General features: G+C 43.8%; 12 protein-coding genes and 1 riboswitch. Of the genes, 6 read left to right on the forward strand and 6 right to left on the reverse strand.

Annotated features, from left to right (window positions below; translation table 11 throughout):
- Window positions 1-669 precede the first annotated feature (669 nt).
- A complete protein-coding gene (locus tag K4039_RS18660) occupies window positions 670-897 on the reverse strand; it encodes a type II toxin-antitoxin system CcdA family antitoxin (RefSeq protein ID WP_265237347.1) in 228 nt (75 codons plus the stop codon).
- A gap of 514 nt (window positions 898-1,411) precedes the next feature.
- Here K4039_RS18660 and lepA point away from each other — a divergent pair.
- The 4 genes from lepA (at window position 1,412) to K4039_RS18680 (ending at window position 6,398) form a co-directional block, all read left to right on the forward strand.
- The gene (lepA, locus tag K4039_RS18665; protein ID WP_265237349.1) at window positions 1,412-3,226 is read left to right on the forward strand and encodes a translation elongation factor 4; all 1,815 of its coding nucleotides are present in this window, start codon (window positions 1,412-1,414) and stop codon (window positions 3,224-3,226) included.
- Between the two features lie 319 nt (window positions 3,227-3,545).
- On the forward strand, window positions 3,546-4,124 hold the full coding sequence (locus tag K4039_RS18670) for a Uma2 family endonuclease (protein ID WP_265237351.1): 579 nt from the start codon (window positions 3,546-3,548) through the stop codon (window positions 4,122-4,124).
- 65 nt (window positions 4,125-4,189) lie between these two features.
- On the forward strand, window positions 4,190-5,503 hold the full coding sequence (locus K4039_RS18675) for a site-specific DNA-methyltransferase (protein ID WP_265237353.1): 1,314 nt from the start codon (window positions 4,190-4,192) through the stop codon (window positions 5,501-5,503).
- Window positions 5,504-5,519: 16 nt separating this feature from the next.
- Window positions 5,520-6,398 (forward strand): hypothetical protein, encoded by an 879-nt coding sequence (locus tag K4039_RS18680; protein WP_265237355.1) that lies wholly within the window; start codon window positions 5,520-5,522, stop codon window positions 6,396-6,398.
- 168 nt (window positions 6,399-6,566) lie between these two features.
- On the opposite strand, the gene K4039_RS18685 is transcribed toward K4039_RS18680, so the two are convergent.
- The 4 genes from K4039_RS18685 to K4039_RS18700 form a co-directional block, all read right to left on the reverse strand.
- Window positions 6,567-7,421: a metal ABC transporter permease gene (locus K4039_RS18685; RefSeq protein ID WP_265237357.1), complete on the reverse strand. Its 855-nt coding sequence runs from the start codon at window positions 7,419-7,421 to the stop codon at window positions 6,567-6,569.
- 135 nt (window positions 7,422-7,556) lie between these two features.
- Window positions 7,557-8,312, reverse strand: a complete 756-nt coding sequence (locus K4039_RS18690; protein WP_265237359.1) for a metal ABC transporter ATP-binding protein — start codon at window positions 8,310-8,312, stop codon at window positions 7,557-7,559.
- A 157-nt stretch (window positions 8,313-8,469) separates the two neighbouring features.
- Window positions 8,470-9,528, reverse strand: coding sequence for a metal ABC transporter substrate-binding protein (locus tag K4039_RS18695; protein WP_265237360.1), 1,059 nt, complete (start codon window positions 9,526-9,528; stop codon window positions 8,470-8,472).
- A gap of 164 nt (window positions 9,529-9,692) precedes the next feature.
- Window positions 9,693-9,849, forward strand: a riboswitch (cobalamin riboswitch).
- Window positions 9,805-9,996: a hypothetical protein gene (locus tag K4039_RS18700; RefSeq protein WP_265237362.1), complete on the reverse strand. Its 192-nt coding sequence runs from the start codon at window positions 9,994-9,996 to the stop codon at window positions 9,805-9,807. (Overlaps the previous riboswitch by 45 nt.)
- Before the next feature lie 64 nt (window positions 9,997-10,060).
- Here K4039_RS18700 and K4039_RS18705 point away from each other — a divergent pair, with 64 nt between their 5' ends.
- Window positions 10,061-10,930 (forward strand): bifunctional 2-polyprenyl-6-hydroxyphenol methylase/3-demethylubiquinol 3-O-methyltransferase UbiG, encoded by an 870-nt coding sequence (locus tag K4039_RS18705; protein ID WP_265237364.1) that lies wholly within the window; start codon window positions 10,061-10,063, stop codon window positions 10,928-10,930.
- 270 nt (window positions 10,931-11,200) lie between these two features.
- Window positions 11,201-12,049, forward strand: coding sequence for an energy-coupling factor ABC transporter ATP-binding protein (locus K4039_RS18710; protein WP_265237366.1), 849 nt, complete (start codon window positions 11,201-11,203; stop codon window positions 12,047-12,049).
- Window positions 12,050-12,204: 155 nt separating this feature from the next.
- Here the strand turns inward: K4039_RS18710 and larC are convergent, their stop codons facing one another.
- Complete coding sequence (gene larC / locus K4039_RS18715; protein WP_265237367.1) at window positions 12,205-13,620, reverse strand: nickel pincer cofactor biosynthesis protein LarC; 1,416 nt, start codon at window positions 13,618-13,620, stop codon at window positions 12,205-12,207.
- Window positions 13,621-13,689: the final 69 nt, after the last annotated feature.

Below are 13,689 nucleotides of genomic sequence, written 5' to 3' on the forward strand. Positions count from 1 at the left end.
GTTAAGTTGTGAGTTATGGCAGAAGAAAGTTCGGCAACGAGCAATGTACGGGATTTAACGGATAGGAGGAAGTTCGGCAACGGATTTTTTAACGGATTTAACGGATGTCACGGATAGAAGGAATTGACCGTTTATGTTTCAGCAATTAAGAACTTCCTCACCGTCTGGCGCGGTTGCTATATTAATTAATTAAAAAGTTGTTGGCTTTTTAATTGATAATTCACAGCTCAACACTCACACTTCACAACTATTTTAGACTGATACCATTGAGTTTTGAGTTATTAATGAACTCAAACAATATTAATTATTTAATTCAGAACTCAACTCAAAACTCACAACTATTTATTGTCAGCTATTTTGGGGAATCAAAAAATACAAATTAAGATTTAGGAATTAGTAGTCTGCACTGATTAACGATCTAGTTTGAAAATTCCACCAAAATTTTAGGCTGCGGGTAACTCAAGTCGGGGACTGGCTGGCGTTTTTTTGCCGTCACAAGAGAAAAGTTCCCAGGTTGTGAGTTTGCCCCAGATTGCTCCGAACAACCTGTATTTCGCCCTGAAATCTGCCGGAGATCGCAGCCAGAGTTCGCGCGGGCGAATTTCACACCCAGCAGATTTGCACCCAGCAGATTTGCACGCGCTGTATCGGGCGAGAGAGGACAGAACCTCAGTCGTTCCACTCGCCACGGGGCGGGACTGGAGGGTTGCGACGCAAGCTCATAGCCTGATCGTCTTCGCGGCGCTCGCCTCTGAGCCACTGCTTGATTGCTGTTTCAATGACTTTGCTGGGGTCATTCGTCAGGTGCTTAATTTGGTCTAGCAGTTCAGAATCTATATGGATAGATAGTTCCACTTTTTCTGACGAACTGTGGGATGGTATCCTTGACTCGCTCATAGTTAAAAAGTCCTAGTTTTAATTCTTAAGTTTCAATTCCTTCTAGGAATTTACGCTTTTTTGTTGTGAAGGAAGTGATGCCCGATCCCTGGTAGAGATGCACAGCGGATCAAAACCTATACTTTTTAGATCCTTACCGTCCCGCTTCCGTTATTTGACCAAATTATTTGCTTATTGTCAAGCGCCAGCAACTTCTCAGTAATATTTTTAAGTTGACGATCGCCTTTTATAGAATAACCTGACTGGACTGGAGGTTTGAGGGCGAATGTTGGCGATCGGCGATATTCCCAACCGTTCAACAGCTTTTTGTACAATCACAGAGATCAATTTTTTTTCTCAGCAGGGCGTTTTGACTGAAGTGTGGTTGATGAACATAGCATAAATATAATGGATCTGTCAACCCACCGCCGATAAAAAATTAAATTGGATCTAAGTCTCTAAATGACTATAAATGACTGTAGATTGAATGAAGTTTTATAATACAACAAAAGTCAATCTTTTGCCGATAGGTTTTATGACAAACGTTCCTGTATCTCGCATTCGTAATTTTTCGATTATTGCTCACATCGACCACGGAAAATCCACCTTGGCCGATCGCCTGTTGCAGCAAACTGGGACTGTCCAAGCACGGGAGATGAAGGAGCAGTTTTTAGACAATATGGATATCGAACGTGAACGTGGCATTACGATCAAGCTGCAAGCGGCTCGGATGAATTACACTGCCAAGGACGGTCAGGATTACGTGCTGAACCTGATCGACACTCCCGGACACGTTGACTTCTCCTACGAGGTTTCGCGATCGCTGGCCGCTTGCGAAGGGGCGCTGCTGGTGGTAGACGCATCTCAAGGCGTGGAAGCACAAACCTTGGCAAATGTCTACCTTGCCTTGGGAAATAATTTGGAAATTATTCCGGTTCTAAATAAAATTGACCTACCGGGGGCGGAACCGGAACGGGTTAAAGGGGAAATTGAAGAGATTATCGGTCTGGACTGTAGCGGGGCGATTGAGGCTTCTGCTAAGGAAGGAATTGGTATTGATGAGATTTTGGAGGCGATCGTCGAATTGGTGCCGCCGCCGCAGGATACTGTTGATAAACCGCTAAGGGCGCTAATTTTTGATAGTTATTATGATGCTTACCGTGGGGTAATTGTGTACTTCCGGGTGATGGACGGAAGTGTCAAAAAGGGCGATCGGGTGTTGTTGATGGTTTCGGGGAAGGAATATGTCATCGATGAATTGGGCATCCTTTCACCGACGCAAGTGCAAGTAGATGAACTGCACGCGGGGGAAGTTGGTTATCTGGGCGCGGCAATTAAGGCGGTAGCTGATGCTCGCGTCGGCGATACGATTACTTTGGTCAAAAAGCCTGCATCTGAGCCTTGGCCGGGTTATACAGAGGCTAAACCGATGGTTTTTTGTGGCTTGTTCCCGATCGATGCTGACCAATTTCCAGACTTGCGGGAAGCTCTAGAAAAACTGGAACTCAACGATGCGGCGCTTTCCTACGAACCGGAAACTTCGAGCGCAATGGGATTTGGTTTCCGCTGCGGTTTCTTGGGTTTGCTGCACATGGAAATTGTGCAAGAAAGACTTGAGAGAGAATACAATTTGGATTTGATTGTTACGGCTCCTTCTGTGGTTTATCAAGTCACAACAATTAAGGGAGAAGTGTTAACAATTGACAATCCGAGTCACTTGCCAGATCCTCAGTATCGGGAGAAGATTGAGGAACCTTATGTGCGGGTAGAAATGCTGTCGCCGGAAAGTTATGTGGGCGCGCTGATGGAATTGTCTCAAAATCGGCGGGGCATTTTTATGGATATGAAGTATCTGAGTCAGGGGCGGACTACGCTGGTTTATGAGTTGCCTTTGGCGGAGGTGGTGACGGACTTTTTCGATCAGATGAAATCGCGATCGCGCGGTTATGCGAGTATGGAGTATCACCTGATCGGTTATCGCGAAAATCCGTTGGTGAAATTGGACATTTTAATTAATGGCGATCCGGTTGATGCTTTGGCGATGATCGTACACCGGGATAAGGCTTACAATGTTGGCCGGGGCTTGACGGAGAAACTCAAGGAGTTGATTCCTCGCCATCAGTTTAAGGTGCCGATTCAAGCGACTATTGGCGCGAAAGTGATTGCTTCGGAACATATTCCGGCTTTGCGGAAGGATGTGTTGGCAAAGTGTTACGGTGGTGATATTTCGCGGAAGAAGAAGTTGCTGCAAAAGCAGGCGAAGGGTAAGAAGCGGATGAAGTCTGTTGGTACTGTGGATGTGCCGCAGGAGGCTTTTATGGCTGTGCTGAAGCTCGATCGCGATTCGTAGTTTGTGTGAGGAGGGCGATCGCGCGTGCGATCGTCCCGATCTTGGACGCACGGGTGGCCAGAAACCGGGTTTTTTCACGAAAATCCTTGGTTGTAGCCCATAGAATTGGTAAAAACCCGGTTTCTAGGTGTGGAAGTGCGATCGCCCTAAAGAGCGAGCAAGCCCGTTATAATTAAGGGCATAATTGTTAGTTGAATTTATTCTTATGAATACTCAAATATTACTAAAACCGTCGTCAAAATTAGCTGATGTTTCCTTGACAGTCCTCATAGAAGAATATGATAAACTGGAATCAGTCGATTAAAGGAGAGAGTTGTGTATGATCGCGCAAGTTCAAACGAAAACCTACCAGGCTGAGGAATATCTAGAATTGGAAATCAATTCTGAAGAGCGACATGAATTTATCAATGGGGAGATAATTCTGATAGCTGGTGGCACACCAAATCATAGCGAAATTACGAGCATCTTAAATTCTGTATTGAGAGTAAGTCTCAAGGGTAAACCTTACAGTATTTTTGCATCAGATCAACGGCTTTGGGTTCCGCAGTTTAACAACTATACTTACCCTGATGTGATGGCAGTACCACGCCCGATCGAATTGCAATCTGGACGGACGGACACAATTACTAATCCTGTGCTGATTGCGGAAGTGCTTTCTAAAAGTACCAAAGCTTATGATCGCGATGAAAAGTTTGCGGCTTATCGCAGTATTCCGAGTTTTCAGGAGTATTTATTAATCGACCAATATCGGCTACAAGTGCAGCAATATTCTAAAACTGAAGCGAATAAGTGGATTTTTTCAGAATATAGCTGCGCGGGCGATCTAGTTTCATTAACTTCTATTTCTGTGGAATTTTCGGTGGGAGATTTGTATGAAAATATTGAGTTTAGTGAATAGGCGAACAGTGCGATCGCGGTAAGATATAGTAGTTATCTACGAGAGTATTAGACTCATGAATTTCAATGAATAAGCCGGTTCAACTTCATCTTTTCAATTCAATACCTGAATCCATCCAAAATACTCAATCAAAGACGATTGAGGAGAGGGCAGGAACCTTTACCGACAATATGAAATTGCCTATCCATCGGTGGTTTCGCTATTCTGCGGGATTCTCAGCAGCTTGGGTAGAAAAAGTTATTACAGAGTTAAAACCTCAAACTATCCTCGATCCCTTTGCAGGATCTGGTACTGTTTGTGTCGCAGCAGATAAGCTTGGGATAAATTCTTACGGTATTGAAGCGCATCCTTTCGTTTATAGGCTAGCCCAAGGAAAATTTGCATGGAGTGTACAGATTCATGAATTTTTGGCAGCCGTTAATGAAATTAAATCTTTGGCTGTAAGTCTTCAGCAAGAAATTCCAGACAACATTCCAGTATTGCTAACTAAATGCTACACAAATGAAGCTTTAGTAGACCTTTTCAAAATTAAACAAGCTTATCTTGAAATAGCACCTTCTCTATCTGAAGAATTGCAGTCTATCATTTTTCTCGCCATTTGTGCAATTCTACGTCCATCAAGTCATGTAGGTACTGCACAGTGGCAATATATTCTCCCTAACAAACGCAAAGCTAAGACTTGTGAACCATTCATTGCCTTAGAAAATCAGGTTGCTATGATGCAAGAAGATATGTATCAAATGCAATTTGTTAGTAGATCCAGTCAAGCCATTTTTATTAAAGAAGATGCCAGACATTTAACAAGTATTCCCGATAATTCAATTGATTTAGTGATTACTTCTCCCCCTTATGCAAACAACTATGACTATGCAGATGCTACACGTCTTGAAATGACATTCTGGGGCGAGGTGAATTCTTGGAGTGACTTACATGAGACAGTTCGTAAATTTCTAATCCGTTCAAGTTCACAGCACGTTTCCAAAGAACGACTTAGCTTGGATACTTTGATGGCTGAATCGATTATTTCTCCCATTCGAGATGAGTTGCTCCCTATTTGTCAAGAAATAGAAACGATTCGCGGAACCAAGAGTGGCAATAAGGCATATCACACAATGATTGCTGCTTATTTTACAGATATGGGATTTGTATTCAATGCGCTTCGCCGAGTTGCGACATCAGATGCCAAAATTTGCGTTGTAATCGGAGATTCTGCTCCCTATGGAGTGTATGTTCCCGTTGAGCAATGGCTGGGAAAACTGGCTATTTCAGCAGGATTTAATTCCTGGTCTTTTGAGCATATTAGACAGCGAAATATCAAGTGGAAAAATAGAAAACATAGTGTTCCACTACATGAAGGAAGACTTTGGATAGAAGGTTAGGGTAGAAGGTGAATTTATGGCGGCATCCTCATCACACAAATTTGGGCAGGAACTAGGCAAACTTATTGAAGATATCGTACTTAACGATATTCTCAAACCCAGGCTACAACAGTTTGTACAAACCAAAAAATATTACCTCGATTGGCAGCGGACTCGTCCAGCTAGAAGTGGTCAAAAAGTTACTTGGGAGGACAAATATAAGAACAAACACGATCTAGATTTTGTAATTGAAATCGATGGTAATGATCATCAGCTTGGTACACCTGTTGCATTTATCGAGTGTGCATGGCGTAGATATACAAAACACTCAAAAAATAAAGCTCAAGAAATCCAAGGCGCTATACTACCTATCATTGAGCTTCATAATTTGTCAGCGCCCTTTTATGGTGCGGTATTGGCTGGAGAATTCACAAAACCAGCTTTGAATCAACTTATAAATAATGGATTTGCCATTATTTATATCCCTTATCAAGATGTGGTAGCGGCATTTAAAGCAATTCATTTGGATATTGCATTTGATGAAAAGACCCCAGACCAAGCCTATACTACAGCTTCAAAACAGTTAGCTGTTCTCAGTAGTTCAGATAGAAAAAAGCTTGCAGAGGCTTTGCTCAAAGCTTCAAAACAAGAGGTTGATAAATTTATGGATACGCTGAAAAATAGCCTTGAGCGTTACATTGCCAAAATAATTCTTATCCCGCTTTTTGGTACAAAATACGAGTTTAAGAGCATTGATGATGCACTAATAGAGCTAGACACACTTGACATCGATCGTTCAAGTGGTGATTTTGAAAGGTTTGAAGTTATTGTTGATTACAATAACAAGGATACAATTCGAGCAACTTTTCAGAACAAAGCTTTGCTTGCAGATTTCTTGAGAAAGCTCAAAAGTTGAGATTTGAGATTTGAGATTTGAGGTTCAAATAGGACTTACGCACGGGTGGCCAGAAACCGGGTTTTTTCACAAAAATCCTTCGTTGTCACCGACAGATTAACTAAAAAACCTGGTTTCTTTTTCGGGAGTCCGTAAATCTTGTCAAAAAAAGCATACCTTATTTATTTGCTAATCGATCGCCCCTGATTCCCTAGTTCTCACCAACAAACCATATTTCGGGGCAAAAACCATCGCCAACACAAACAGCAGCGTTTGCAGCACAACAATACATCCGCCCGTCGAACCATCAATGTGATAGCTGATATAAGTTCCCATGACGCTAGAAAATACGCCCGAAGCCATCGCAATTAGCATCATCTGGTCAAAATTATCGCTCAATAAATAGGCGGTTGCTCCCGGAGTTACTAACATTGCTACTACTAAAATAATGCCGACTGTCTGAAGTCCGGCTACTGCTGTCAGTGATAGCAAAGACAGCAAAACGTAATAAAGAAAGGTGATATTTAAACCGATCGATCGCGCGTGAGTAGAATCAAAACAAAACAAAATTAAATCTTTGCGTAAAACTGCCAGCGTCACTAAGGTTATGACACTAATAATTACAGTTTGAACAATATCTGAATCAGAAATGCCTAAGACATTGCCAAATAAGATATGCGTCAAGTCAATCGAACTTCTGACTTTAGAAATTAACACCAAACCAAAGGCAAAAAATCCAGTAAACACTAAACCGATTACCGTGTCTTCTTTGATGCGAGTTTTCGCTTTGATAAAGCCGATCGCAATTACGGAGCCCACACCAAACACAAACGCCCCCACCGCCAAAGGAATATTCAGCACATAAGCAATCACAACCCCCGGCATCACCGCATGGGAAACCGCGTCACCCATCAATGCCCATCCTTTCAAAGTCATGTAGCACGAAAGCGCCGAACAAACAAGCCCGACTAAAGCGCTGATTAAAATCGCTTTTAGCATAAATTCATGCTGCAACGGTGCGGCAAACCACTGAATTAAATCCATTATTTTTTCTCCAAATCGACTTTAGTTAACTGAGATCGGACACCACAATCAATAATCCTATAGGGGCGGGTTCGCGATCGGGTATTAAACGTGCAAACCCACCCAATAACCCTTTGTTGACATTGCTGCAATATCTCAGGTTGACCGACTTTTGGCAGACGAAAAATCGCCAACGGAACCGCCAAAAGTTAGCGAAAGATTTTCCTCTGTAAACACATCAGAAGTATTCCCATAGGCCAGAATGCTGCGATTAATTAACACTACTTGGTCGCAAAAAGTAGTAATAGACTCTAAATCATGGGTAGAAACGAGAATTGTATGTCCTGTTTGACGCAGATCCATCAACAAATCAATCATCATTTTCTCAGTTTTGATATCAACTCCGGCGAAGGGTTCATCCAGCAGCAAAACCGTTGCCTGTTGCGCCAGCGCCCGCGCAAAAAAGGTACGTTTCTTTTGTCCGCCGGATAACTCTCCGATTTGCCGATCGCGCATTTGCCACATTTCCACCCTTTCCAAGCTTTCTCGCACCACTTGTTTGTCGATCGATCTAGGAATCCGCAACAGATTCATGTACCCATAGCGCCCCATCATCACCACATCGCGAACATTCACCGGAAAATTCCAATCTACCTCTTCCGACTGAGGCACATAGGCAACCAAATTGCGTTTTTGTACTTGACGAATGGGCAACCCATTAATTAAAACTCGTCCAGTGTTTGGTTTCACAAACCCCATAATGGCTTTAAACAACGTGGATTTGCCCGCACCATTCATCCCCACCAAACCGCAAATTGTCCCTGCTTTGAGTTGCAGCGAGGCGCTGTGCAAGGCTACTTTACCGTGATAAGCAACAGTGACATTTTCAATATCGATACTGATTTCATCCATCTAATTTTCTCCATATTATGAATTACCTACAGAACTTGCACGCGGTGTTATAAACCAGGTTTAAATCCCCGTTTGTTCAGCCTCGCCGTCAACCATCAACCGTCATTTTTTTAGCTGCGCTGTCAACTGTCAACTGTCAACTGTCAACTGTCAACTGTCAACTATCCTGTAACCCTTTTATCAAAGTATTGACATTGTATTCAAGTAACTTAAGATAGGTTGATGCTGGGCCTTCCGCTGGAGAGAGGGAATCGACATAAAACACCCCGGCAAATTTTGCGCCTGTTTCCTTGGCTACCTGAAGCTGTCCTTGGTTGCTGACGGTACTCTCGCAGAATACAGCAGGTATTTGGTTTGCTTTGACTGTATTAATCACCCGTTCGACTTGTTTCGGTGTGGATTGCTGTTCGGCGTTGACAGGCCAAATATAAACTTCTTTCAAACCGTAATCGTTGGCAAGGTAAGAAAAAGCGCCTTCACAACTTACTATGTAGCGTTTGTCCGGGGGAATGGCTGAAATAGCTTGTTTGAGTTTTTCGTCGATCGCCCGAATTTGTTCACTGTATTTGGCGGCATTTGCGTCATAGGTTGCAGCATTAGCCGGATCGATATTTCCTAAAGCCTTGCGAATATTATCAACATAAATCAAAGCATTTTTGGGCGACATCCAAGCATGGGGATTTGGTTTACCTTGATAGGCATCGCCAGCAATATTAACGGGTTGGACTCCCTCGCTCAAAGTAATGTGAGGAACCTTGGGAAAACTGTTATAAAATCGAGTTGCCCAGCGTTCTAAGCTCAAGCCATTGTCTAAAATTAAATCGGCTTTTTGCCCTCGTGTTAAGTCGCTGGGAGTGACTTCATAGCCGTGAATTTCCGCCCCTGGCTTGGTAATGGATTGAACAGTTGCCTTGTCACCGGCGACGTTCTCCGCCATGTCTGCTAGCACCGTGAAGGTGGTGAGAATAACTTTTTTGTCTTTTCGGGTCGAATCGGTGGCGGTTGGGCTAGAAGCTCGATTTTGATTGGTTGGAGGCTCAACCGTCGTCTGAGTGTTGCACCCGCTGACGCACACTCCCAGCAGCAGCCCCAACCCAATTATCTGATACTGTTTCCAAACGGGAGAGGAGAGGAGGGATAGGGGGAAAGGGCGAGATGGAGTGAAAATTTGAGGATTTTTGGGCATATATTTCAAAATGCTAGCTAAATTTGCCACAGATTACGGCAGACAGCCCGATCGACGATCGCTGATTTTCATAATCTTTTCATTTTTTGAATTTATCACAGAACCCCTAAAAATGAAAGAATTATGAAAAATGTGGTAAATGGGCGATCGCCCAACAGAATCAGTATTTTGTGAAATATCTAAAATAGTGCTAATATCTCGGCAGATCGATCGGCTCTGATGGAGAACAGCCATCAGACGCAAGGGGGAAAGTTCGGTGAAAATCCGGCGCTGTCCCGCAACTGTAATGAGATGATACTAGGATAGTTAAATCTCCGAGTCAGGATGCCCGCCGATTTGTTTACCTGTTGTTTTCATCTGCGAGGTATAGATGATGGTTAGTTCAGTATTTTTAGAATTAATCTGCTGTTGTTGTCGGTTTGTCGATCGCGAATGACAAGGGAATTTTGGATTTTGTGGCAAAAGTTGGAAATTTCTGCCATTCAGTGCTATTAACATATATGCAAGCGCTGGGAAGAATTTCAACCCTCCCGGAAATCTTAAAATTTACCCGATTCTCTCCATGTCGAAGCAAACATCAATTTCTATTTCCAAAGTAACTCGCTACCAAAATGCAGCGCTGAATTACTATTTGGGGCTGACAGATTCGCCCTATCTTCATTACGGCTATTGGAAGACTCTGCCGGTTCCTGCTGATGAACTCACGATCGCACGCCTGCGCAACGCTCAGCAAGCTTACACAGATAAATTGTTAGATTTTATCCCCAAAGAAGTCAAGACTGTGCTGGATGTAGGATGCGGGATTGGTGGAAATGCGGCTTATTTGCTCGATCGCGCTTTTGCAGTGGAAGGACTCGCGCCCGATCCGTTCCAACAACAGCGCTTTCTCAAGTGTACAGGCGATCGCGCCATCTTCCACCTCACCAAATTTGAAGACTTCCAAGCCACCCACTCCTACGATTTGGTTCTCTTTAGCGAAAGTAGCCAATATATGTCTGCTGTCGATATAGCTAAAGGTGCGGCGACTGTACTCAATCCTGGAGGCTACGTACTGCTTGCGGATATGATGCGATCTAATCCTAATTATACAGAAGGAATGTTTTCTAATTGTCATGTTGTCAAAGAGCTGGAAACTGCATTAATGCAAGCGGGGTTTAATTTAGTAAAAGCTGAGGATATTTCCACTCATATTTTACCAACAATTGACCTATATGTCGATACTTTCCGCAGGTATGGACTGAACACAATGATTTATGTTGCGGATTTAATTTCGATCGCAGTTCCGCCAATTCATAAATTCCTGCGTTGGATATTTCGTCGCTGGTTTAAAAAATTGGTGGTTGAAGGATTGGAGGCGAGTCAACTTTTTGAACAGCATCTTTGTTATGAGATTCAACTTTGGCAGTTGATAGAAAAAGATAAACGCGGTTAATAGAAGAATCGGCGGTTGAAACCGCGTCTATACAGACAAAACCCGCCTCCGCGGGTTGAAGAAAAGCCCTTAAAATTACGTTATCTTCTTCAGTCCGCGGAGGCAGACTTGCTTTGTCTAGACGCGGTTTCAACCGCCGTCTTATCTAATTATCAATATATAGCGGTTCTCAAAAAAGTGAGGTATGCCCTATGCCCTATGCCCTATGCCCTATGCCCTATGCCCTATGCCCTATGCCCAGTTGTACCTCATCTTTCTGAGAAAGGCTATATGTCTCAATCAATTCTCGAATTCGATCGCACTTCCTACTCATATCCCTGCGGTTCGCGAGTAGCAATTCAAGATTTAAGCCTCAAAATCCCCGCTGGGAAGCGCTGCGGACTCATCGGTCAAAACGGCTGCGGCAAAACCACCTTGTTTCTGCTAGCAAATGGCTTGTACCAACCGCAACATGGCATGATTAGCTGGGAAGGCGAACCCTTCCGCTACGATCGCAAATATCTCACGCAACTGCGCCAACAAATCGGACTCGTCTTTCAAAATCCCGAACATCAATTAGTCGCTTCCACAGTAGAAGAAGATATCTCCTACGGATTGTACAATCTAGGATTGCCGGAATCTGATATTGCTGAAAAAGTGGAAAAGGCGATCGAGCAATTCAACTTAAGCGAACTCGCCCGCGAACCAATCCATAACCTCAGTTTAGGACAAAAAAAGCGCGTTTCCATCGCAGATATCATGATTCTCAAACCCAAACTCCTGCTGTTAGACGAACCTACCGCCTATCTCGATCCGCGCCACACCAAACAACTCATCGGTTTGCTGCAACAAATCCACGCAGCCGGAACTACCATCCTTTTAGCAAGTCACGACCTCGATTTCATCTACCGCTGGGCTGATTGGGTGTTTGTGATGGATCGCGGAAAATTGATTCTAGAAGGAACACCGGAAACCGTTTTTGCTCAGCGGGATGTCTTGGAACAATTGCAGCTTGGCGTACCGCTGGCGATCGAGCTAATCGACCAAATAAAGGCGATATTTGAGAAAAATGATAACTCAAAAATGCCCGCTTTCGAGGAATTGCAACAACAAATTTTAGACACGCGCCGACGACTTTAATCTTCAACCTGCGGAGGCAGGTTTTGTCTGTATAGACGCGGTTTCAACCGCCGCTTCTTCTGGATTTAGCCTTCATTGGCGGGCAGGATGCCCACCCCACAAGAAAATTAATTTTTTGTGGAACAGGCATCTTGCCTGTTCTTCAGAATAGTGTATTAAGTGCGATCGTACCAACTTTGCAGCGCCAACCGATGAACCTCGCGCCAACTAACATTTTTAAGTCGGGCAATTTCCGCACAATCTTCATATTCCGGCTGCACATTAACAATCGTTTCTCCAGACTTCGCAACTTTTATTTGTACTTCGCCGTATTCAGTTTGAACAGTCTCGAATTCTCGATGTAAAATAGTTCGTTGTTGAGTCGATCGCCTAATACCCAAAGTAGTAGTCTCCCGAAACATCACAGCTTCGCAAGCATCCTGAAATTCGGGATGACAAATCACAGTTAACAGCACACCCAACCGCGATTTTTTCATCACAATAGGCGTAGTAAAAACATCCAGAGATCCGGCCGCAAACAAAGCATCAAAAACATAGCCGATCGCCTGCGGACTCAAATCATCAATTTGCGTTTCCAAAACACAGACTGTTTCTTGCAAATTGGTAATGGCTAATTGATCATTAGTTGAATTCTCCTCTCTTCCTTCTTCCTTCTTCCCTCTTCCTTCTTCCTTCTTCCCTCTTCCTTCTTCCTTCCTACCAATCCAGAGGCGCAAAATATTAGGAATTGCCAGATTACGAGAACCTGCACCCAAACCAATAGTCAGAACCTGCATCAGCGGCGGCGGGCCAAAAGCAGAGGCGAGAGTACAAGCGATCGCAGTACCCGTAGGAGTGCACAATTCGCGATCGATCCCATTGCTATAAACAGGCACTCGGTGAGTTTCCCACAACCGCATCACCGCAGGCGTGGGCACCGCCAACCTACCATGTGCAGCCTTCACCGTACCCCCACCAGTCGGCATCGGCGAAAAGTAAAACTCATCAATATCCAACCAATCCAAACCCAAACAAGTACCGACAATATCAACAAGTGCATCCGTAGCCCCCACCTCATGAAAATGAACCTCATTTGCTGGAATACCATGCACAGAACCTTCTGCATCTGCTAATTTGCGAAATATCTCCAAACTCCACGCTTCCACCCGCGGAGGCAACTTTGCAGAGACAATAATTTGCTCAATTTCTGGCAAGTTGCGATGATGAGTGTGGCTAATTTCTGCCTTTTCTTCGCCGTGACTGTGAGAATGTTCTTCCCCGTGATGATGGTGGTGGTGGTGGTGCCGATTGTCGAAAGTCGGGGATTCCGTTTCCGAGGGATCGAGGGCGGAGTCAGCAGCCGGATTGTTTGACTTTAAAGGCAAATCGGCTGCTAAATCGACATAAAATTTAGTTGCTTGTTGAGTATTGCGGTGGACTAATTCCTCCCGCAATTGGTACTCAGTCGAAATGCCTAGTAAATTTAGTTTGTCAATTAGGTAGTCTAAAGGAACACCAGCGTGGAGGAGAGATCCGATACACATATCGCCAGCAATGCCGGTTGGACAGTCAAAATACGCTATTTTATTCATTATTAGCAATTAATTTTCAACATTGATTGTTTTAGCACATTTCTCGATCGCCCACTTAGCCTACAAAAT

The sequence above is a fragment of the Lyngbya sp. CCAP 1446/10 genome (assembly GCF_026130175.1).
GTDB lineage: Bacteria > Cyanobacteriota > Cyanobacteriia > Cyanobacteriales > Microcoleaceae > Microcoleus.